The organism is Arthrobacter sp. NA-172, from assembly GCF_043952055.1.
Classification (GTDB): Bacteria; Actinomycetota; Actinomycetes; order Actinomycetales; family Micrococcaceae; genus Arthrobacter.
On sequence record NZ_JBINOT010000003.1, the window covers coordinates 358,171 to 378,228 of the forward strand.

Annotated in this window: 20 protein-coding genes; 7 read left to right on the forward strand and 13 right to left on the reverse strand. The window is 65.1% G+C overall.

The genetic code is table 11. The features are described 5' to 3' along the window. Positions 1–11 precede the first annotated feature (11 nt). Positions 12–1,751: an alkaline phosphatase family protein gene (locus ACF0H6_RS15670; RefSeq protein WP_395250500.1), complete on the reverse strand. Its 1,740-nt coding sequence runs from the start codon at positions 1,749–1,751 to the stop codon at positions 12–14. Positions 1,752–1,895: 144 nt separating this feature from the next. Between ACF0H6_RS15670 and ACF0H6_RS15675 the strand changes: the two genes are divergently transcribed. Both ACF0H6_RS15675 and ACF0H6_RS15680 read left to right on the forward strand, forming a co-directional pair. Next, a complete protein-coding gene (locus ACF0H6_RS15675; protein WP_395250501.1) occupies positions 1,896–2,549 on the forward strand; it encodes an ArsR/SmtB family transcription factor in 654 nt (217 codons plus the stop codon). Further along, positions 2,542–3,234 (forward strand): SRPBCC domain-containing protein, encoded by a 693-nt coding sequence (locus tag ACF0H6_RS15680; RefSeq protein ID WP_395250502.1) that lies wholly within the window; start codon positions 2,542–2,544, stop codon positions 3,232–3,234. Before ACF0H6_RS15675 ends, ACF0H6_RS15680 begins: the two co-directional genes overlap by 8 nt. Before the next feature lie 118 nt (positions 3,235–3,352). Here ACF0H6_RS15680 and ACF0H6_RS15685 read toward each other — a convergent pair whose 3' ends face one another. After that, a complete protein-coding gene (locus ACF0H6_RS15685; RefSeq protein WP_395250503.1) occupies positions 3,353–3,925 on the reverse strand; it encodes a TetR/AcrR family transcriptional regulator in 573 nt (190 codons plus the stop codon). A 74-nt stretch (positions 3,926–3,999) separates the two neighbouring features. Here ACF0H6_RS15685 and ACF0H6_RS15690 point away from each other — a divergent pair, with 74 nt between their 5' ends. Next, positions 4,000–4,488 (forward strand): DUF4188 domain-containing protein, encoded by a 489-nt coding sequence (locus tag ACF0H6_RS15690; protein WP_395250504.1) that lies wholly within the window; start codon positions 4,000–4,002, stop codon positions 4,486–4,488. Between the two features lie 61 nt (positions 4,489–4,549). On the opposite strand, the gene ACF0H6_RS15695 is transcribed toward ACF0H6_RS15690, so the two are convergent. After that, the gene (locus ACF0H6_RS15695; RefSeq protein ID WP_395250505.1) at positions 4,550–6,085 is read right to left on the reverse strand and encodes a PLP-dependent aminotransferase family protein; all 1,536 of its coding nucleotides are present in this window, start codon (positions 6,083–6,085) and stop codon (positions 4,550–4,552) included. A gap of 59 nt (positions 6,086–6,144) precedes the next feature. Here ACF0H6_RS15695 and ACF0H6_RS15700 point away from each other — a divergent pair, with 59 nt between their 5' ends. After that, entirely contained in the window at positions 6,145–6,765 is a 621-nt protein-coding gene (locus ACF0H6_RS15700) for a YitT family protein (RefSeq protein ID WP_395250506.1), read from the forward strand. Between the two features lie 127 nt (positions 6,766–6,892). On the opposite strand, the gene ACF0H6_RS15705 is transcribed toward ACF0H6_RS15700, so the two are convergent. From ACF0H6_RS15705 to ACF0H6_RS15715, 3 genes are read right to left on the reverse strand one after another with little or no spacing between them, the layout of a single operon-like run. Then, positions 6,893–7,876: an Fpg/Nei family DNA glycosylase gene (locus ACF0H6_RS15705; protein WP_395250507.1), complete on the reverse strand. Its 984-nt coding sequence runs from the start codon at positions 7,874–7,876 to the stop codon at positions 6,893–6,895. Further along, the gene (locus ACF0H6_RS15710; RefSeq protein ID WP_395250508.1) at positions 7,869–12,923 is read right to left on the reverse strand and encodes a DEAD/DEAH box helicase; all 5,055 of its coding nucleotides are present in this window, start codon (positions 12,921–12,923) and stop codon (positions 7,869–7,871) included. The genes ACF0H6_RS15705 and ACF0H6_RS15710 overlap by 8 nt, the downstream gene beginning before the upstream one ends. Positions 12,924–12,982: 59 nt before the next feature. Next, a complete protein-coding gene (locus ACF0H6_RS15715) occupies positions 12,983–13,378 on the reverse strand; it encodes a DUF4232 domain-containing protein (RefSeq protein ID WP_395250509.1) in 396 nt (131 codons plus the stop codon). A gap of 1 nt (position 13,379) precedes the next feature. On the opposite strand from ACF0H6_RS15715, the gene ACF0H6_RS15720 reads away from it, so the two are divergent. Further along, entirely contained in the window at positions 13,380–13,547 is a 168-nt protein-coding gene (locus tag ACF0H6_RS15720) for a hypothetical protein (protein WP_395250510.1), read from the forward strand. Between the two features lie 175 nt (positions 13,548–13,722). Here the strand turns inward: ACF0H6_RS15720 and ACF0H6_RS15725 are convergent, their stop codons facing one another. The 6 genes from ACF0H6_RS15725 to ACF0H6_RS15750 all read right to left on the reverse strand — a co-directional run bounded on the left by ACF0H6_RS15725 (position 13,723) and on the right by ACF0H6_RS15750 (position 18,739). Then, positions 13,723–14,451, reverse strand: coding sequence for a YcnI family protein (locus ACF0H6_RS15725; RefSeq protein WP_395250511.1), 729 nt, complete (start codon positions 14,449–14,451; stop codon positions 13,723–13,725). Between the two features lie 82 nt (positions 14,452–14,533). Next, positions 14,534–15,157, reverse strand: coding sequence for a hypothetical protein (locus tag ACF0H6_RS15730; RefSeq protein WP_395250512.1), 624 nt, complete (start codon positions 15,155–15,157; stop codon positions 14,534–14,536). Positions 15,158–15,357: 200 nt separating this feature from the next. Then, a complete protein-coding gene (locus tag ACF0H6_RS15735) occupies positions 15,358–16,542 on the reverse strand; it encodes a cation:proton antiporter (protein ID WP_395250513.1) in 1,185 nt (394 codons plus the stop codon). 41 nt (positions 16,543–16,583) lie between these two features. Next, positions 16,584–16,979: a hypothetical protein gene (locus tag ACF0H6_RS15740; RefSeq protein ID WP_395250514.1), complete on the reverse strand. Its 396-nt coding sequence runs from the start codon at positions 16,977–16,979 to the stop codon at positions 16,584–16,586. Beyond that, positions 16,972–17,544 (reverse strand): SRPBCC family protein, encoded by a 573-nt coding sequence (locus ACF0H6_RS15745; protein WP_395251328.1) that lies wholly within the window; start codon positions 17,542–17,544, stop codon positions 16,972–16,974. The genes ACF0H6_RS15740 and ACF0H6_RS15745 overlap by 8 nt, the downstream gene beginning before the upstream one ends. Positions 17,545–17,620: 76 nt before the next feature. Continuing rightward, positions 17,621–18,739, reverse strand: a complete 1,119-nt coding sequence (locus ACF0H6_RS15750) for a sulfite oxidase (RefSeq protein ID WP_395250515.1) — start codon at positions 18,737–18,739, stop codon at positions 17,621–17,623. A gap of 237 nt (positions 18,740–18,976) precedes the next feature. On the opposite strand from ACF0H6_RS15750, the gene ACF0H6_RS15755 reads away from it, so the two are divergent. Further along, a complete protein-coding gene (locus ACF0H6_RS15755) occupies positions 18,977–19,153 on the forward strand; it encodes a hypothetical protein (RefSeq protein ID WP_395250516.1) in 177 nt (58 codons plus the stop codon). A gap of 125 nt (positions 19,154–19,278) precedes the next feature. Then, positions 19,279–19,740, forward strand: a complete 462-nt coding sequence (locus tag ACF0H6_RS15760) for a MarR family winged helix-turn-helix transcriptional regulator (protein WP_395250517.1) — start codon at positions 19,279–19,281, stop codon at positions 19,738–19,740. Here ACF0H6_RS15760 and ACF0H6_RS15765 read toward each other — a convergent pair. Continuing rightward, positions 19,737–19,964 carry a hypothetical protein gene (locus tag ACF0H6_RS15765; protein WP_395250518.1) on the reverse strand — a complete coding sequence of 76 codons (228 nt, stop codon included), beginning with the start codon at positions 19,962–19,964 and terminating at the stop codon, positions 19,737–19,739. The two genes, ACF0H6_RS15760 and ACF0H6_RS15765, sit on opposite strands and share 4 nt — an antisense overlap. Between the last annotated feature and the right edge of the window lie 94 nt (positions 19,965–20,058).

The window sequence follows — 20,058 nt, forward strand, 5'->3', positions numbered from 1 at the left end:
ATTCTACCGGCCTAATAAGTGGCGCCCCCGGGGAGGATGACGGGCTTGGCGGGCGCTTGGTTGAAGTTGAAATCGTTCACCAGATCGCCCAGCTGGGGGTTGGTCTCCCGGACATCCGGGCGGGGATCAGGCCGTCCATCGGTAGCAGGGTCAAGGCGTTGGCCGTGGAGGAAGTCGTCTTCAATGAACTTGGCGTAGGCGTCGTGGCTGAGGGTCTGGTGGTCGATGTTGCCCTGTTTGGCGTAGGGGCTGATGACTATTCCCGGGACCCGAAGGCCGTAACCGTTTGCGTCTACGGTGGGCGGCGCGACGTGGTCGTAAAATCCTCCCCAGTCATCCCATGAGAGGAAGATCGCTGTGCTGTTCCAGTCCGGACCGGACATGACAGCGTTGATCAGTCCCGTCACGTAGGCCTGCCCGGTGCTGATCAGGGCGGGCGGGTGTTCGCTGACGGCTCCGGTGGGGTCGATCCAGCTCACGGCCGGCAACGTGCCTTTCTTGGCGGCATCGTAGAAGTTGCTCAAGGACTGGATGTTGCCCAGTTGTCCGTCCTGCTTCACCGTGTCGAAGTACGGGAGGGGATTCCAGATGCCCGGTGTCTTCGCGTTCTGGGCTACGGGAGCGCAAACCATGGCTGAGCCATCTTGGCAATCGGGTTCTGTGCCGTTGAAGACGTAGTAAGCCCAGGGCACGTTCTGTTTGTGCAGTAAGTAGGTCAGATCGGTCCAGGCATAGTCGGGTGGGGCCAGCTGTTTGGCCGCAGACAGCAGCTTTTGCTTGAGGGCCTGGGGGAGTACCGCTTTGTCGATCGCGACCTGGCAACTGGTGTACGAATCTGCCCCTGCGCAGTTTTGCGAAAAGAGGGTATGCAATTGCACGGCGATGTCCGGCGTGATCCCAGCTGCGTTGAGGGCGTCCTGGCAGGCCTTGTTTTGCAGGCCGGTGCGGCATTTCCCGATAAGTGTGGACTGAATCGAGGAGGTAAAGTCCGGCGGGCTGCCGGGATTTTGAAGGGCATTCACGCACGATTGGGGATCACCGGCCCGGCTGCATCTGGCGGACCATTCCGAGACCATGTACAGATGTTCCGGCAGGCTCCAGGATGCGTTGGGTTCAAACATGTGATCCTGCAAGGTGAAGTCCTTGGCGTACGCCCAATAGTTGGGCAGGTCGCGGGCGTCGTGGTAGCCCATCACATCGCTTTGGCGCCCGCCCGCACAGGAGGGCGCATTCGGCGCGCAGTTCGTGGAGGCTTTCTCGGCCTGGGCAATGAAGCCGTCCATCTTTCCGCCGTTAATGTCCGCCGTGGCGTTGTTCTGGCTGTGCGGTCCACCGGAATTCCGGTCCAAGGGGTTGTAATACGGTTTCACACAGGAAGCATTGGCCGGATCCGGAACGCACACCGTGGGGGAGCCATTCTGCATCGGTATCCCGTCCGCTCCCGGGAACGTCCCGAAATAGCTGTCGAACGAACGGTTCTCCTGCATGATGACGATGACATGTTGGATCTTCGAAATTCCCGTATTCGCTGAGGGGGCCGCCGTCGAGGTGACTCCGGCAGGGCTTGAGGACCGGTGCCAGGAGACGCCGATAATGGCCGTAAAGCCGAGAAGCGCGAGAAGCGCGAGGACCGCGAGAACCGATAGGACCGCCAGGCCCGGGCGCCGGACCGCCCAGGCACGCAACCGCCCCCTGCGACGCCGGGCCGGACGCTCAGGTCCCGACCGCATGGGCGGCGAATTGAACCTCATCTTGACACCTCACGAACGGTGATAACCGCAGGCTACTCCGTTGCTGACTGCGGCGGTACTGGACCAGCAGCAGTCCTCAGGGATAGTGCACCGACGAGAAAAAAGTTCTTGACAATAAAAGTTGTCGGTTGGCATAATCGAAGCATGTTGGACATCGAAGTGATCGAGGATCCCGCAGCGGCGGAAGCGTCGCTGGACCCGATCCGCACGCGAATTCTGCAGGAGCTGGCAGAGCCGGGTTCCGCCACTCAGCTGGCGGTCAAGGTGGGCCTGCCCCGGCAGAAGGTCAACTACCACCTCAAGGCTCTCGAGCGGCATGGGCTCGTGGAGCTTGTGGAGGAGCGGAAGAAGGGCAACGTCACCGAACGGGTTTTGCGCGCGACGGCGGCGTCCTACGTGATCTCGCCGGTGGCACTCGCGTCCGTGGCTCCGGACCCTCGGCGCTTCTCGGACCGTTTTTCCGCCTTTTGGCTGTTGGCCCTCGCGGCCCGGACGGTCCAGGAGATGGGCACGTTGATTGCCGGCGCGGCCGCAGCCAAGAAAAAGCTTGCAAGTTTCGCGATCGACGGCGAAATCACCTTCCGTTCGGCGGCGGACCGTGCGGCTTTTGCCGAGGAACTCGGCGTTGCGGTGACTCGGCTCGTCGACAAATACCACGACGGCGGAGCGGCCCTGGGCGGCACCGCGGCTGCCTCAAGCGGCGCATCGGTAGGCGGCGCACGCAAGCACAGACTCGTCGTCGTACTTCATCCCGCACTTAAGACAAACACTTCAGAAAAGGAACAGGACAATGACTAACAACCGTGAATTCGAAATCGTGGCTGATACCGAGCTGCCCGGCACGCCGGAGCGCGTCTGGGAGGCCGTGACTAAGGGAACGCAGGCCTGGATGTTCCCCACCGATCAGTGGCCGGCGGTGAAAACCGTGGACGAATACCCCAGCCACCTCGTGTCCCGGATGGATGGTCCGGACGGTTGGTTCAACCAGCTGGAGCACGTGCTGGAACCGCTCGACGGCGGCCGGGCCAAGCTGCATTACGTCCATAGCGGGATCTTCGCGGACAACTGGGACGAGCAGTACGACGGAGCCAGCAAGCACACCGAGTTCTACCTGCACACCCTCGGCCAGTACCTGCAGTATTTCGATGGCAAGCCCGTGGTCTTCACCGACATCCAGGGCCCGGCCGCTTCGCAGACGCCGGACGGCTTCGTCGCCTTGAAACGGGCCCTCGGCGTTGACGGTGTGGCGCAGGGTTCAATGGTGGAGGTTGATCTCGACGGCGTCGGGCGGCTGAGCGGAGAGATCGACTTCTCGAACGAACACTTCCTGGGCCTGCGGACGGCAGACACGCTCTATCGCTTCTTCGGCCGCAACTCCTTCGGGGCTCCGGTAGGCATGACCGTGCACGATTTCAGCGGCGCCGGCGACGCGGAACTGACGGCCAAGGCCTGGGGCGGTTTCCTCGAGAAGGTGTACGCCTAGCGTCGCTAGCCCCACCTAACCCTGCGCTTCACCCCACCCAACTAACTCGCAGTAGCTGTCGTTCTGAGCCCTCATAGCGACACCTACAGCGGGTTGTTTGGGTTAATGGGGGTGCGCGTTAGGCCCAGCCGCGGGTGACGGCGTCGAGTGCTTCTGAGTAGAAGGACTCCCAGTCGGTGGTCGGCGGGCCAAGCTCTGCGAGTTCGAGGCTTACCAGGCCATGGACCTGGCCCCAGATGGCGATCGACACAGTTTCTACCGGGACGGCGCGGATTGAGCCCACCGCTTGCGCCGCGGCGACCGCCTCGATGAGGGGGGCCATGGCGTCCGAGGCGACGGCCGGCGTCGGCGCGCAGTTGGCATAAGCCGCAAGTGCGCCTCCAAACATGAGCCGATAAAGAGCCGGATGGCTCAACGCCCACGCCCGGTAACTCATCCCTAGTGCCCGGAGTCCGCCGTCGGCGGCTGCGCGCTGGGAGTCTCCGAACGAGCGGAAACCGCTGTCGACGACGGCGGTAAGCAGCTGCGATTTCCCGCCGAAGAGGGAGTAAACCGCCGTGGTGGATGTCCCGGCTTCTGCTGCCAGCTCGCGCAGGGTTACTCGCGCCGGGCCAATACGGTCGACAAGATCAGCGGCTGTGTCGAGGAGCCGTTCCTTTAGCGAATCATCATGCAGTACGGGTCTTGCCATGTGATCCATTGTTTCATAACCTTGTTTCGTAACGTCGTTACAAAACAAGCCAACAGGAAAAAGTAGGAGCAGTCATGGTTCAGGAAGTCTTCCCGGGGCGCTTCACGGCGGAACCGGGGCGCGATTCAGTGACCGTATTTCTCATCGGAATGCGAGCCAACCGTTGGTGGAAGATCGGCAAAGTGGCTCGCGTGGCCTCGGCCATGCCCACCATGCTGCGCCACCTTGCAGCGCATCCCGAGTCCGGAATGCTCGGGTGCGAACAGTGGTTCGGGCGCACCACCATGATGCTCAGCTACTGGGAGAGCCCGGAGCATCTGCGGCGTTTCGCGGCGGACCGGGATTCGCCCCATTTGGCGCCTTGGCGGCGATTTATGAAAGAGGTCGCCGGGGGCGGTGACATCGGCGTGTGGCACGAGACTTACCAGGTGCCGACGTCGGGCATTGAAGTGGTCTATAACGGAATGCCGCTTTTTGGCCTGGCCAAAGCCACGTCGCATGTTCCCGTCGGCCCCGGCAGCAACACTGCCAAGCAGCGAATGAGCGCCGCGCGGCCCACCTAACTGACAGTTGTTATAGGCCCCTAAACGAATGCGAGCCAGTTGGGTGGGGCGGGCGCTTGGGCTAGGCGACCGCGGCTGGTTCATTCGGTGCCTTCAGGGTTCTCCGCAGCTGGGGTGAGGCGTCGAGCCTCGACTGGGCGTCCCGCAATGCGAGCACCGCTGTCTCAAGTTGGGCTGGCGCGAGGGTGTACGGGACGCGCATGAAGTGCTCGAAAGCCCCGCCGACTCCGAAACGAGGGCCGGCCGCCAGCCGCAAACCGAAATCCGGGGCGACGACGGTGAGCGCAGTACTCGACGCGGTGGGCATCCTGCACCATGCTGTGAGCCCGCCGCGCGGACGTTCCACGTGCCACTCCGGAAGGTGCTCGGCCAGTAGTCCAAGGAGCGCTTCCCTGTTTCGCCGCAATTCATCAAGCCGGACCTGCAGCGGCTCAGTGAAGGCGCGAACCAGTCTCGCTGCAGCCAACTGTTCGACGACGGGTCCGCCTAGATCCATGGTGGTCCGGGCTTGAACGAAGCGGCTGATCAAGTCTTCTTCGGCCCGAATCCATCCGGTCCGGAGACCCGCCCAGTGCGATTTGCTGAGCGAACCTATGGTCACCACTGCAGGACTAAAGGCCGCGAGCGGCGAGGTGTTGACGGCGTCGAGGTTTAACTCCCGCAGTGTCTCGTCCACAACGAGGACAGTGCCGGTCCCTGCCGCCTCGCGGACCAAGCGGCGGCGCTGAAGATTGGACATGATCCGCCCCGTGGGGTTGTGGAAGTCCGGCACGAGGTAGGCCATCCCGGGGCGTTGGTGGCGCATCGCCGCCACCATGCTGTCGATATCCCACCCGGCGCCCGCGGCCGGGTCCTCGCCAAGTTCCTCGCCAAGTTCCTCGCCAGATTCCTCGCCAAATCGAGTGTCACGTCGAGTGCCACGTTCCGTGTTAGGCGGCATCGGCACCGGAACGGTCCGCGAACCCGAGGCGCGGATGGCATCGAGCGCGTTGGGGTAGGTGGGGTGTTCAACGAGGACCTTTTGTTGCCGCCCGGCCAGGGTTCTCAGGATGATGTTCAGTGCGTGCTGGGCCCCCGACGTCACCAGAATCTGCGCGGCGGTGGTGGGTATGCCGGCTGCCGTATAGCGGTCCGCGATAGCTTCCCGGAGGGACGGAAGGCCGATGGCGTCATATCCAAACCCGGGCAACAATGCCGGCAGGTCAGTCAACGCATCCGCAAAAGCCCGGTGCACCACCTCGCCCGTGGCGGGCAGCGAGGCATAAGCAAGGTCAAGAATCCCGTCTGGAACAGCGAGGCCCGGTCCGCTGACGGGAACCGTTCGGTGCGGAATGCCCGTCCGGCCCCGGCTACCCTGCCCGCCGCTCAAGAACCCTTGTTCGCGCAGGCTCGCGTAGGCGGCCGTGACGGTGGTCCGGCTGACACCCAAAGTGGCGGAAAGTGCGCGTTCGCTGGGCAGTGCGACGTCCAGCGGGATGCGTCCGTCCATCACCAAAAGGCGTACGACGTCGGCAAGCTCGCGATAGGCGGGAGCGGCACCAGTGTTCCAGGGGCCGAGGAGACGCGCCATGGCCGTGGTGTTCAGGGATCCGGGCATAAGACCAGTATTGCAAACTGGCTATGGAAAGCAATGCCAGTTTGTTGGAGCATGGTTTCATGATGACCCGCAGAATCACCCAGCTCTTGATCGGCCTCGCAATGTATGGGGTCTCCCTGGCCATGTTCATCCGGGCTGGCCTTGGCTTGGACCCTTGGGACGTGTTCCACCAGGGCGTCGCGAGCAAGATCGGGTGGAGCATCGGCACGGTGGTGGTAGTGGTCAGCTTCCTCGTTCTGCTCCTCTGGATCCCGCTGCGGCAGATGCCCGGCGTCGGAACCCTGGCCAACGCCGTGCTGGTAGGTGTCTTCGCGGACATCGGCCTGGCCCTGATCCCTGCGTTTTCGCACTTGGGTGGCCAGATCGGCATGCTCGCCGGTGCCGTGATACTCAACGGCATTGCCTCCGCTTGCTACATCGGCGCCCGCCTCGGTCCGGGTGCCCGCGACGGGTTGATGACAGGTCTTGCGCGTCGCACGGGCTGGTCGGTGCGCGTGTCCCGCACGTTGATCGAGGTGGTCGTGCTGGCCGTTGGGTGGCTGCTGGGCGGTTCCGTCGGCGTGGGAACTGTTGTCTACGCCCTGGCCATCGGGCCCCTCGTTCAGCTGTTGTTGCCGATGTTCACGGTGCCGCAGAGGGCTCCCCAGAGTTCCGTGGAAGTGGTGCCCGCCGCTCCGTGACGCGGATTTTTCCTGGCGCTGCGGATAATCCCTGACGCCTCCGAATTCCCTGTGCGTCAGGTATTTTGCGCGTCGCCAGGAGGATGTCGCCAGGAGGATAGGGCGTCGCCAGGAGGGTAGCGCGTCGTCAGGAGGCGGGCTGGCACATCGGGCAGAAGTAGATGTCGCGGTCTTCCAATCCCGACGCCGGCCCCAGCACCTCCCGGCGAATGGGCGTACCGCAGCGAAAGCACGGCTGGTGCTCGCGGCGGTAGACCCAGTAGCCGGGCCGGGGAATCCCCCGAACACCGGGGAAAGGCGTACCCCGCGTGGTCCGTGGGCCGGGTCCCAGATTGGCCTCGAGCAGGACTTTGGCTTCCGCAAGCATCCCAGCTAGATCCGGGACGGCCGATACCGGTGTGGCTGGATGTATTCCGGCCAGGAAACAAGCCTCGCAACGGTAGATGTTGCCGATACCAGCGACGTTTCGCTGGTCCAAGAGGGCGACGCCGATCGCCTCATCGGGGCTGGATTCCAGCCGTCGTACGGCCTCGCCGGCATCCCAATCCGGCCCAAGCAGGTCCGGGCCGAGATGCCCTACCGCGCGGTGTTCCTCTGGTGTCGGGAGCACTTCAAGGATCCCCAAAGAGAAGCCGACGACGTCGGTGGCCGCCGTGCGCAGAACGCACCTCGCCGTGTGGCCGGGTTTCCTCCACCGACCACCGGGGGCATAGACCTGCCAGCTTCCCTCCATTTTCAAGTGTGAATGGATAGTCAGGGCGCGCCTGCCTGATGCACGCCGGCCCGGTCCGGGTCCGTCCGTTGCCGGCTCAGCCCCGGCCGCCGGCTCACCAGTGGCCGCAGCCGCCGGTTCCCCAGTGGCCACGGCCGCCGGCTCCCCAGTGGCCGCAGCCGCCGGTTCCCCAGCTCCCGTATCAGCCCCGGCCTCCACCGGTTCCAGCAAACGCATCAGCAAATGCTTTCCCCGTGGAACCACTTCGGAGACGGTCCAGCCCGCCAGGTTCAGTGTGGCGAACCGCGGCACGCGGAAGTCCGAGGAGACAAGTGTCTGGCCTCCGAGGGCCTTGTTCAGTTCCGCCGCAGCCCGCCAGATCGAGTCGCCCTCAGGCACGGATCCTCAATCCCTTGGGGGTGGAATAGGCCCCGGCTGCCGCAAGCGCATAGGCCACGGGCGTATCCAGAAGGTCGTGGCCGTTGACCTTTTCCATGATTAGTTTGTCCACGGCTCCCCGGCGCACCACGCCCACGAGGGCCGCAGCGGCAGCCGCCAGGACGGCGTCGTCATGGCTGAAGGTCAGTAGGGTCTTCCCGCCGCGCTCAACGTACAGAACCAAGGCGCCGTCGACGATCACCACCAACGCGCCGGCCTTGCGCCCCGGACGGTGACCCGATCCGGCGTCGACTGCCAACGCCGGCCACGGGAGGGCAGCACCATACGGGTTGGCGGGATCCGTGGCGGCAAGGGCCAAGGCGACAGGCTCGGCCTTGGCGAGCTGGGCGTCCTCGGTGAAAGAGCGCAATCGGTCCACTGTGGCGGGCACCGCGAATTGGGCGGCTCCGAGGTGCTCGATGAAGTAACCCCGGCGGCAACGCCCGGCTTCTTCGAGGCGCGCAAGGACCTTGTACATCAGCCCGAACCCGCCCACGATGTTCTCGGCCATGACCGACCCCCGCGTCACCACGCCGTACCTGTCGAGAAGCAGTTCAGCAGTGCCACGGGCATGGATGGTGGGATCGAGCTCGGGCGCGGGGAGTGCCGACCAACGCCCAACAGCCAGCGGCGGAGTGGGTGCCGTGCCGGCGGCCGAGCCGTAGCGTCCGCCGCTCAGTCCCGGAGATCCCATGAGGCCGGTGCCGTGAGAGCGGCCGAGCCTGCTCATACGCAGGGACCTGGCACGCGGCGGCCGGGCCGGCTGCTTGTGCGCTGTGCGGCCGCCGGAAATCATCGCCCGAACAGGGGCGAAAGTGTCTCCTGTGATGCGCCCGGCCCAAACGAGGTCCCACATGGCGGCCACCACGGCATCGTCGCTGAGCACCGCATCCATGCCGCCAGCAACCTCGGTGAGTTGCCGGAAGAAATAGGCGCCCCCGCCGGACTGCAAATATTCCAGGAGGCGGAGCTGGGCGTCGCCGGGCTCGAACTCAGGATCCGGGTTGAGCGTCAGCTCCGCGGCTTCGGCCACATGGAGGCTGATCCAACCGTCGTTCCCCGGCAGCGAACCGGCTCCGGACCACAGGACTTCGCCGGCGGCCATGAGCTCGTCCAACATTGCTGGTTGATAGTCGGAAATCCGGCCGGCGAGCACTAAGGGCTCCCATGCCGACGCCGGAACGGGCACGCCGGAGAGCTGATCGATGGCCGTCATGATGCCATCCAGCCCACGTAGTGCCGGGGCGCCGCGGGAACGGCCGGCCGCGGGCACGGACACGTTTTGCCAAGCGGGTAGGAACCGTCCGTAGGCGGCAGCGTCCACCGGCTCCACTTCGGCGCGCAGAGCTGCCAGGGAACGACGCCGGAGCTTGCGCAGCACTTCGGCGTCGCACCACTCGCTGCCCGGGGGAACAACAAGGACCGCCGGCGCTGGCACCAAGGGTTCCGCATCCGGCGCTGTGGGGTGCGGGCGGAACTCGCCCTCCACAACCCGGCCGTCCGCCGCCAGGCGTTTCAGCGCAGTGCTCACGACGGCGACGCCTAGTCCCAGCCTCGCTGCAGATTCCTCTGCGGTGAAGGGCCCGTGGGTCCGTGCGTAGCGGGACACGAGATCCCCGAGCGGATCAAGGACCGGTTCGATGAATGCCAGTGGCACGCCCATGGGCAACGGAACACCGATGGCATCCCGGAGCCGGGCCGCGTCCTCGATGGCCGCGAATCGTTCCACGCCGCTCAGGGTCACGGTGAGGGCGCGATTTGCCTTCCTTAATGCGGCCAGGTGCTGTGCGGCCAAATGCGCTCCCGCCGGCAGCGCCACCGGATCCGTGGAGACCTCCAGGCCTTCTTCGGTCTGCAGGCGCGCAGCCACTTCCTCCACGCTCAAGGGGCCCAGCAAGCGCAGCAAGTCCGCGACGCCTTCCATACCGCGGACCCGGCGGTCAGGGGCCAGCCTTTGAAGCTCAAGCTCGGTGGCCTCAATGACCTTGGCGTCCAGGAGTTCGCGCAGTTCCACCGTGCCCAAGAGCTCGTTCAGGAGGGTGGAGTCGAGGGCCAAAGCCGCGGCCCTGCGCTCGGCGAGCGGGGAATCGCCTTCGTAAAGGTACTGCGCCACATAGCCAAAGAGCAGCGACTTAGCGAAGGGGGAGGGCTGCTGCGTAGTGGTCTGTACCAAGCGGAGTTCGCGGCGCTCGATCGAAGCGGCTATGTCCTTCAACGCGGGAAGGTCGTAGACATCTTGCAGACACTCGCGCACTGTTTCGAGAACAATCGGGAAGGAGGGGTACTTCTTGGCGACGTCCAGCAATTGCGCCGACCGCTGCCGTTGCTGCCACAGAGGCTGTCTTTTCGCCGGGTTCTGCCGCGGCAACAACAAGGCGCGCGCAGCGCACTCACGGAAGCGGGAGGCGAACAAGGCACTCCCGCCCACCTCCGCCGTCACGATCTGCTCGAGTTCGTCCGGGTCAAAGAGGAAAAGCTCGGCTCCGGGCGGCTCGTCTTCCATCATTGGTACGCGAAGCACAATGCCGTCGTCGGCGGCCATGGCGGAACCGTCCAGCCCGTAGCGCTGCTGGAGCCGCTGCCCGACGGCGAGTGCCCAAGGCGCGTGAACCGGCATGCCGAAGGGGCTGTGCAGCACTACGCGCCAGTCGCCCAGCTCGTCATGGAACCGTTCGACCACGAGGGTCCTGTCATTTGGTACGACTTCCGTGGCCAGTTTTTGCTCGCCCAGATACTGGAGCAGGTTGCTGGCGGCGAAGTCGTCTAATCCACTGGCCTTGCAGCGTTCGAGGGCTGGCCCTTGGTCCGACGCTGAAAGCTCGCGCACGAATGCTCCGAGCGCGCGGCCAAGGTCGACTGGCCGGCCGAGGGAATCGCCCTTCCAGAAAGGAAGTTTTCCGGGCTGGCCGAAAGCTGGCGAGACCAAAACACGGTCGTGCGTGATGTCCTCGATTTTCCAACTGGTGGCGCCCAGCGCGAAGACATCACCCACGCGCGACTCGTAGACCATTTCTTCGTCGAGCTCGCCGACGCGGCGGCCACCTTTGGCAGCCCGCGACGCCGGACTGGGAGCCTGCCCGGACGCATCGCCGGCAGAGCCACTGCCCCCGGAAGAACCAGTGCCTTCGGTTTCGGTGCCGATGATGTAGACGCCGAAGAGTCCGCGGTCCGGGATGGTTCCGCCCGAGGTCACGGCAAGGCGTTGCGCTCCCGGACGGCCTTCGATGGTGCCGGCGTTCCGGTCCCACACGATGCGCGGCCTGAGCTCGGCGAATTCGTCCGAAGGATACCGCCCGGCCAGGAGATCCAAGGTGGCTTCGAACGCGGAGCGGGGGAGGGTGGCGAACGGGGCGGAACGGCGTACGGTGGCGAACCATTCCTCCACATCGATGCTGCCCAGCGCAGTAGCGGCGACCGTCTGCTGGGCCAGGATGTCCAAGGGGTTGGCCGGAACATGAAGGCGCTCAATTTTGCCGCTCAACATCCGCTCCACCGTGATGGCGGTGTGGACCAAATCTGCCCGGTGCTTAGGGAAGAGCACACCTTCGGATATCTCACCCACTTGGTGGCCGGCGCGGCCCACCCGCTGCAGGCCGCTGGCCACCGACGGCGGGGACTCGACTTGGACTACCAGGTCCACGGCACCCATGTCGATGCCAAGTTCCAAGGAAGACGTGGCCACGACGCAACGCAGCCGGCCGGATTTGAGGTCGTCCTCGATGAGGGCCCGCTGGTCCTTGGACACAGAGCCGTGGTGCGCCCGGGCCAGGACCGGATCGGCACCGCTGGTGCTTCCGGCCTGGGCCATCATGTGCGCGGGCGTCGCCGTCGAGGACGGGAGCCCAGAGGACGGCAGCCCCGGCGACGGCAATCCAGACGATGGCACCCCAGGCGTCGGCACCCCAGGCGACGGCAGCCCCGGTGACCGCGCCCCGAAGTCTTCCGGAACCGAATCCAACCCCGCACCGGAGAACACCTCCACCGCCATCAGTTGGCGCTCCGCGTAGATCTCGTTCAGCCGGGCCGTGAGCCGCTCCGCGAGCCGCCGCGAGTTCGCGAAGACGATGGTGGACTGTTTCGACAGGACAAGATCAACGATCTTCTCCTCAACATGCGGCCAGATGGATGCTTGTGGTTGCAGTCCGGAGGCCGGGCCGGAATCGAAGGCGCCGGCTGCCCCGGCCAAATCCGACATGTCCTCCACAGGGACACTGACGCTCAGGTTCCAATTCTTGCCGGACGGCGGTGCGACGATTTCCACTGGCGCCGAGCCGGCGAGGAACTGCGCCACGAGTTCGCGCGGCTCCACCGTTGCCGAGAGCCCGATCCGTTGCGCAGGTTTGGGGAGCAATGCGTCGAGCCGTTCCAATGACACCGCAAGGTGGCCGCCACGCTTGGTACCCGCAACTGCGTGGACCTCGTCCACGATCACGGTGTCTACCTCGCTGAGCGTCTCGCGGGCCTTCGATGTCAGCATCAGGAACAAGGATTCGGGCGTGGTGATGAGGATGTCCGGCGGGTGGCTGAGCAGCGCGCGTCGGTCCGCCGTCGTCGTATCCCCGGAACGGACGCCGACGCTGACCAAGGGTGCAGGCAACCCGAGCCGTTTTGCGGTCTGCGTGATTCCGATCAGCGGCGAGCGGAGGTTCCGTTCGACGTCGACGCCGAGTGCTTTGAGCGGTGAGATATACAGGATGCGGGTCTTGCGCTTCGGGATCTTGGCCCGAGCGCGGCTGGAGGAGCCTTCAAGTCCAGGCAAAGCCTCATCCGAAGCATCCGGAGATACCGACAAGAGCCGGTCCAGGGCCCAGAGGAACGCGGCGAGCGTCTTGCCCGAACCGGTGGGCGCCACCACCAGGGCATGCGAGCCCGACGAAATGGCCTTCCACGCGCCGTCCTGGGCCGGAGTTGGCGCAGTGAAAGCGCCGAGGAACCACTCGCGCGTGGCGCGGCTGAACCGGTCCATGGCCGAGTTGCCTGAACCATCCGGCGGCGCCTGCTCCTGCATTCCTCCATCATGCCTCAAGGCACTGACAGGATAAGCAGGATCAGGCGCGGGAGCCCCTCTTACCCTGCCTGGAAGGCCTGGATGCTCAGGAGGTTGATGGCGGAGTTGCTGCAGGCGTCGTGTTGCTGCGGGATGAACAGCGAGGCAGTATCCTCGGGCGGGTAGACGCGGAAACCCGCGGCAGGAACGCGCGTGCAGTCGGGGTAGTTGCCGGCCTGGGTGTAGCGAAGCTGGGCGACGCCGGCTTGCCCCGGGTTCAGGACTACCTCGGCCACCGCCACGGTGTCGTCGCGTGCGGCGGCTGCGCCGATCGGGTCGCTGCTGGGTCCCGCGGCGAGGGAGACGCCAGGGAAGCCCTTAAGGAGGCAAGGTTGCGTGCCGGAGTTGGTGAGGATGAGCTTCTCGTAGAGGCTGCCCGCCGCGCCGCCGCCCGTGGAATCGGCAGACGCAGTCAAAGTGGCCGCCTTGCAAAGGGCGACCCCGGCCGACGTCGTGGTCCCGGTGCTCGAGGACGTGGGGCTACTGCTCGCGCTAGGCGTGCTCGATGAAGGGGAGGCCGAGGCTGAGGCCGAGGACGTCACGCTCGGAGTGGTGGTGCCCTGGGTCTGGACCTGGCTTTGGTAACAGCCCGAGAGCAGGAATACCGAGGCTGCTGCCATCGTGAGCAGGAGACCGTTGACTCGCATATTCGTCATGCCCACAGCTTTTCGTCGTCATTTGCCGGAGTCAACTGCGGCGCGGCAGCCGCGCCGTATTGGCGTCCGGATCGTAATGTTCCGGACGCCAATCCGCGGAGCTGTTACTCGGACACCGTTACCTTGGTAGAGCGGCGGCGGAAGAAGGCTGCGCCACCCAGCCCCAGCCCCGCCACCCCGGCGATCAGGCCGGCCCAGCTGCGCACCTGCGAACCGTCGTCGGTCACGGAAGCTGCTTGCTCCGTGGAGATCGAAGCAGCGGTGTGGCCATCAGTCGCCGCGGCATTCGCGGCCGTAACGGACACCGACGGAGCAGGAGCCTTCAGCGAGTGCGCGTCCTGTCCGTCCTTGGGGATTTCAGCCCAGTTTGTCTGCCCCTGCTCGCAGTTCTGGAGTGTGGGGAAGTAGAGAGTCTTGCCAGCGGTGTCAGGCAGCTTCACGGACAGGACCAGCGCGTCGCGCAAATGCGGATCCAGCGGGGCCTTGGCCGTGTAGACGACCTGGCTGGTCCGCTTGGTGATGGATGTGCCGTCGGCCAGCTTTTTCGGTTCAGGCAGGGTCTGCGTGACCTTTTCGACTGTCCAGTTGGGATTCACCGTAGGCGTGGCGTCCGTCAGTTCCTCGGGCAGGTTGATGGTCAGCTTGGTGGTGCCGGAGGTGTCGCAACCGTGCGGGACGCCGAACGTCAGCAGGGCGTACGAGTTGGCCGTGGTCTTGTCCGGGTTGACGGAGACGTGCGCAGATGCCCCTGCGAGGCCGGCCATCATCAGTGCGGCGGTGCCGCCGGCGATTGCGGTAGCGGCGAGGGTACGGCGGAGTGAGGACTTGTTCATGGTTGTGCCTTTCAACGGGCGCGCGGAAGCGCCAAAGTGCGGGGATGTGCCCGTCACCAGTTGAAGGCGGTGCCGGGCGGAGTCAGGAGGGTACGACGACGGCGGGCGGGCCGCGTCTGCTGTCTTGCCTGAGGTTCCGCCAGGGTCGGGGGATGAATACGGCAGGTGCGCTGAACGCAACAGCCGAGCTGCCGGCGTCGGGCCTGAAGATCAGCCGAATGAGCTGCAAAAGGGGACGGAGCCAGGCCGCGAGCTGCCACAGCGCCTGCTCGCCCTTGGCCAGGAGCAATGCCGAAGCGGCGGTGGCGAGGGCGTGCCCGGCCAGCATCACCCAGCTGAGGGGAGTGTCGACCTCGTGAAAATGCACTGTTTCAGCACCCAGCGGCGGGGAAAGGTGCTCGGCCGCCAGGTGGTGTGCCGGCGACCCCGGAGCCGGAACGGTGAGTGGACCGAAAGCCGTGAATGCTTCGTGCAGGGCCATCTGGCCGGCTCCCAGAAGCGCGGCAATGATGGCGAAACCGAGCTTGAAACGGGTGGCAAGTGTGGTGACGAGTCCGGTCAATGCGAGGACGGCCAACAGGATCGGCGCGACGGGCAGCGTGCCGCCGGAGAGGACGTGGGCCCCAGCCGCGAGGGCAACAATGGCGACCGCCAGGACCCCCGAACGCATGGCATGGAAGGGTGTCCGGGCATGCGATGCGCGCACGGTTTCCTCCCTCGGTAGCGTTCCAGCGGGCAGTTGGCGGTCCAGTTCCGGCCGCTCAACCCCCGTGATTCTACCGGTTGTTCGTGGCCGGGCGGCTATCGGATGGGTCAGGGTGACGAGACTGCCTTCCTCAGCGTCTAACGGACAATTCACGTCGAAACGCGAAGGTGAATTGTCCGTTAGCCGGGGTGAGCCGGACCCTAAGCAGTCGCCGTCGAGCCGCCTGTGGACGGCTTGTCCGCCGGTTCCGGCGTCGCCTGCGAAAACGTGCGTGCCGCCCGCGAACCCGCGATGGTACTTGCCCCGATGCTGATGAGGGCACCGAGGATCATGGCGGCGGCTTCTCCGGGTTCCAGCAGATGCAATTGGGAGCCGATGGTCGCAGCCGCGACGGGTACTCCCAACTGGGATGCGGCGAGGACCGCGAGCGGCAGGGGCTGGCCGAGGATCCGCAGGCTTCCATGCACCAGCACGGTTCCAAGGCCAAGGCAGATGCCGAGGAGGATCATCTGTGGGCTGCCCGCAAGGGTCCGCAGGTCGAGCGACGCACCAAGCCAGACGAAGAACACCGGACCCAGGAAACCGTCGCTCACGGCGAAGAGCTGGTGCGCCAGCCGCCTCGGCTCGCCCACCGCCGAGACCACCAGGCCGAAGGAGAACCCTGCCAGCATGATGGAGACGTGGCCCAGGACGGCGAGTCCGGAGAGCGCGAAGAGCAAGGCCAGTTGGATCCGCAGCTCCAACGCGAACTTCCGGACTTCGGAAATGTCATGCAACCGTCCGCGGTTGCCGCTGTTCTCCAGCCAGCGAAGCACGAGGAACAGGACCGCCGCGCAAACCGCCACGACGGCTGCCCCCACGGCTGCCCGGCCGGCATTGGGAGGGTCAACGGCTAACGGAAGCGCCACGATACAGGCGATGTCAGCGATTGCCACCTGCGCCGTCGTCGTCAGGACCTTCGGTCCTGTCAGCCGGAGCGAGTCCACGATCGGCAAGACCAAGGCGGCCGAGGAGGAAGCGAGCAGGACGATATAAAGGGGAGCATGTCCAGTGCCGAAGGCAAAGGCGATGACGATTCCGACGACGGCGGCCAGCACCGCCGCGACGCCGGCTCGCAGGGCGCCGCTACCCAGTGCCGGACGGATTGCTTTGTCCCGCACTGGAACATGCGTCCCGGCGACGAACATGATGAGGGCGAACCCGACGTCGGCCACGAAGGTGAAGGTGGGATCCGAGGAGTCCACCAGGCCCAGGCCAGTGCGTCCGATGGTGATACCGGCCAGCAACTGGCCCAGCACCACGGGAATGTGCCACTTTCGTGGCAGCGCGAGCAGCGGCCCGAGGAGCGCGACCGCTGCGATCAGCGAAAGCTGAAAGAACGACACGCGTTCCTCCTTCTACCGGCGTTGCGGTGGGTAGGCTTTGGTTACCGGGGCGCGTCAGCCAGTTTGAGCGGAATGTCGGTGTTTTCGTCGGTGTAATAGCTGGCGCACACCCGGTGGTAGCCATCGGCCACCTGCGCGGGAATGCCGCGGGCCAGGTCGCCCTTGACTATCAGGATGGGCGAAAGTTTCTTGCCGTCCTTGATCTTCTTCAAGTCCGAGGCCACGTGGGCGTTGTCCTCGGGCAGCAGCGGGAGCCCTGCGGCCCGGAGGATGTCCTTGGCCTTGCGGTGCTGGATGGGCGCATCCTTGAGCGAGGCGACCACGGAGGTGACGACGTCGTCGGACTCCAACAGGGACAGGTAGTCAGCCGCGCTCGGATAGTCCTGGTCTTCAGGTTGCGCCAACCAGCGGACTTCGTCCTTGTTGTCATCAGGCATGCGTCGTACTCCTTGGCCAGCGGTATCGGCTTGCAAACGTGGGCGGCGAGGGGCGGGGGACTTTGGACAGGTCCGTACCGGGCCGCCGTCGCCGTAATTCAAGAGCGAGGCTTTCCTGACCGCGGGCCATTGCCCAATGATGGTTCGCGGAAAAGGCGGGCTTGAGCAGCCAGCTTAGCCGCCGGAGCATCGGTTTCGAGGCACTGACCCGCCAGTGGTACGTGATGACCGTTTCCGGCCCATCTTGTTCGAAAATCCAGCGCCCGACGCCGTTCAGGTCACCGCTCGCTGAAATCGCGAATCCTCGCTCCGTGATGGGCTCGGTGACAGTGAATCTCCAGCGCAGCGTGTACGGCATCCAGCCCTTGGTGAGGAGGAAGAACGCCTTTCCGGTGCCGTCCGGGGTGCCGGGATCCAGCGGAACGACCCTCAGGTATACGGAGGGCCACCATCGGGCCAGGGTCCCGGCATCGCCCAAAATATCCATGACCTCATGAGGGGTTCCCGCGACGCGCCAGACGGTCTGGAATTCGTAGTCGGTTGTGCTCTTGGAAGTGCCGCCCATAGCTGCCTCCACGGCGCGGATGGATAGTGGATTCACAGTACTCACGCCGTTGCATGCGGTCAACGGCGCGGGCGTCTTACTCCCGGACCGTGACGGTCAGCCGCTGGATGTCATTGTTTCCCATGCCGTGATAATTCCAATCCGGGGCCTCGGGCTGCGTCTGGCCGGTGGAGTCCGTGGCACGGCATGCCAGCTCGTGGGATCCGGGCGTTGCGATCCAGGTGAACGTCCACCCGCGCCACGCATGCCGGCTGGCTGGCGCTTGGAGTTGGGCCTGCTCCCACACACCGTCCACGCAGACTTCAACGCTGTCCACGGTTCCGTTCCCGGACCAGGCCCGGCCGCTGAGCTGGACCGGCCCCGCGTCAACAGTGCGGTTCCGCGTGAAGAAATCGGGAACGCCGGGAGGAGCCATGAGGGCGCGGACTTTGACCCGCTGGACGGGTTCGCCGGGATCGTCCGCATCTTGGCTGTATCGGTAAGAATGGAGCTGCTGGAAACCGTCGAAGCTGTGGTCGATTGCCTCGATCGATTGCAGCCATTTGACGCTTGTCATGCCGTACCAGCCGGGGACCAGCAGCCGGACCGGGTAGCCATGCTGCGGTGGCAGGGCTTGGCCGTTGACCTCGTAGGCGAGCAGGACGTCGTCGGACATTGCTTCTGCCAGCGTCAAGCTGCGCGCGTACTGATGCTCTACGCCGCCCTGAATCCCGCGGTCCGCCCCCGTGAAGACGAGCTCGACGGCGTCGGGTGACACCTCGGCGTCGATGAGCAAGGGAGCGAGCGGGGTGCCGGTCCACTCGGCAGTGCCAACTCCACCTTGGTCCCAGGGCTGGCTCACGGGCCTCGGATCCAGCCGCGAGCGGCCGTTGCCGGCGCACTCCATTGTGACGGCCTGGGTGCGGCGCTCGCGGTGCTGGAGGTCATGCAGGGTGTATTCGTGCGGATGGTCCACAAGTCCGCCGATATTAAGCCGCCACGAGACGGGGTCGATTTGGGGGACGTCGAAATGGACCAGAAGATAGTGCATGCCCAGCGGTGTGATGGGCCATCGAAGCATCTCCAGGGGCATGGCGTGGTTGCGCGAAGCGAGCTGCAATTCTTCGCGGGTGATGGGACCGGTGGTCGGTGTGGCGGGTGCGGTTGCGGTGGTAACGGCGGCGCCCTCCGCCGTCCGGCCGGTATTGACGCTCATGATCCCAGTATGGGCGCGAGGGGCGGCGGTGTCACTGAGGTTTGACTTCTAGGAACGCCCCGGTCGACCCCTCGGTCGGCGCGGCGGGCGCCTTCCCGGCCGACGCCGTCGGGCGCCGCTGTTCGGGTACGGGGAGTATTCTTCAGTTGCGTTAATCTTCGGGATTCGCCTCAGTCTGACGATCGCCGTCTGCCCTGAGTGCCGGGCAGCCTCAGTGACGAAAGAAGGATTACCCGCATGAAGATCCGAGCCCCACGGCTGGACGTGAGTGGTGTCTCCCTTGTGTGGGCCCTGATATTCGGGCTTTGGCAACCCTTTGTGTTGTGGCGGGGGATCGCCGCAGCCGTCTTCCTGATCATTGCGGTATGGGGCTTTGTCAGCTGGTACCGACGTCGTCCAACGCGGAGCCGCTAGCAGTTAGCGGGTTCCTCAGTATCTGAGTAGGCCCCTGAGATTGCTCGGGCGGGAACACAACGGTGAACCCTGAACCAACCCACAACCCTCTCGCGCAAAATCCGCTCGCAACTACAATGGGAAATATGCCGGACATTGAGCGGTGGCCTACGGGGCGCTTGTTGTCGACAGCGGCCCGGCTGGTGGAACATGCTTGGGATGAGAGTCTCAGGTCGATCGGACTTACCCATGCCGGTGTCATAGCCCTGGAGGTCATTGCGGCCACCGGCCCCATCACCCAGACTGCGCTGGCGCAGATCGTGCGCGTCCAGGCCCAGACCATGGGCCAGACTCTCAACAGGCTCGAAGCCCACGGCCACGTCACCCGCCGTCGAAGTTCAGAGGACCGCAGGGTCCATATCGTTTCGCTGAGCGATGCCGGCAGGCAAGCGCTTGAGCTGGCGGTCGAATCGGAGCAAGAGGTCCTCGCCCAATTGTCCATCGATACCTCGATGTTCCGTCAGGAATTGAAAGTACTCGTGCGGGCGCTGGCAAACCGAGAAGCGCCCGAGGGAGTCACTTACGCGTCCGCAGGGCGCGAAGACTAGTCGCCGCGCGGAGATGAAAAGTCGACGGCGGCCCAGCCTCCATGACCGCCCAACTCGCCGCGGGTCGTCCCTCCGCCTCGCGCAGCCAGCTCGTCCATCACCGCGTCGTACCAGGACTTGACGCCGAATCCGGGTTTCCCTGCGTCGAGAAGCCGGAAGAGTGCGTCAGCCAAAAAGGTGAGCTCGGCTTTCGACAACCTTGCGAGCCCTTCGACTGGATCCATCTCGCCTTCCAAGCACGAGGCCAGCAGCGCGTTCATAGCCCGGCCCCGGGCTTGGCGGCAGCCGACAAGGAATTCGTGTAGGGAGTTTGCAACT

What these genes read in the sequence shown, in the direction of transcription:
- ACF0H6_RS15670 (WP_395250500.1), bottom strand. Translation starts at nt 1,751, where the DNA reads ATGAGGTTCAATTCGCCGCCCATGCGGTCGGGACCTGAGCGTCCGGCC.
- ACF0H6_RS15675 (WP_395250501.1), top strand. Translation starts at nt 1,896, where the DNA reads ATGTTGGACATCGAAGTGATCGAGGATCCCGCAGCGGCGGAAGCGTCG.
- ACF0H6_RS15680 (WP_395250502.1), top strand. Translation starts at nt 2,542, where the DNA reads ATGACTAACAACCGTGAATTCGAAATCGTGGCTGATACCGAGCTGCCC.
- ACF0H6_RS15685 (WP_395250503.1), bottom strand. Translation starts at nt 3,925, where the DNA reads ATGGCAAGACCCGTACTGCATGATGATTCGCTAAAGGAACGGCTCCTC.
- ACF0H6_RS15690 (WP_395250504.1), top strand. Translation starts at nt 4,000, where the DNA reads ATGGTTCAGGAAGTCTTCCCGGGGCGCTTCACGGCGGAACCGGGGCGC.
- ACF0H6_RS15695 (WP_395250505.1), bottom strand. Translation starts at nt 6,085, where the DNA reads ATGCCCGGATCCCTGAACACCACGGCCATGGCGCGTCTCCTCGGCCCC.
- ACF0H6_RS15700 (WP_395250506.1), top strand. Translation starts at nt 6,145, where the DNA reads ATGATGACCCGCAGAATCACCCAGCTCTTGATCGGCCTCGCAATGTAT.
- ACF0H6_RS15710 (WP_395250508.1), bottom strand. Translation starts at nt 12,923, where the DNA reads ATGCAGGAGCAGGCGCCGCCGGATGGTTCAGGCAACTCGGCCATGGAC.
- ACF0H6_RS15725 (WP_395250511.1), bottom strand. Translation starts at nt 14,451, where the DNA reads ATGAACAAGTCCTCACTCCGCCGTACCCTCGCCGCTACCGCAATCGCC.
- ACF0H6_RS15740 (WP_395250514.1), bottom strand. Translation starts at nt 16,979, where the DNA reads ATGCCTGATGACAACAAGGACGAAGTCCGCTGGTTGGCGCAACCTGAA.
- ACF0H6_RS15745 (WP_395251328.1), bottom strand. Translation starts at nt 17,544, where the DNA reads ATGGGCGGCACTTCCAAGAGCACAACCGACTACGAATTCCAGACCGTC.
- ACF0H6_RS15750 (WP_395250515.1), bottom strand. Translation starts at nt 18,739, where the DNA reads ATGAGCGTCAATACCGGCCGGACGGCGGAGGGCGCCGCCGTTACCACC.
- ACF0H6_RS15755 (WP_395250516.1), top strand. Translation starts at nt 18,977, where the DNA reads ATGAAGATCCGAGCCCCACGGCTGGACGTGAGTGGTGTCTCCCTTGTG.
- ACF0H6_RS15760 (WP_395250517.1), top strand. Translation starts at nt 19,279, where the DNA reads ATGCCGGACATTGAGCGGTGGCCTACGGGGCGCTTGTTGTCGACAGCG.
- ACF0H6_RS15765 (WP_395250518.1), bottom strand. Translation starts at nt 19,964, where the DNA reads ATGGATCCAGTCGAAGGGCTCGCAAGGTTGTCGAAAGCCGAGCTCACC.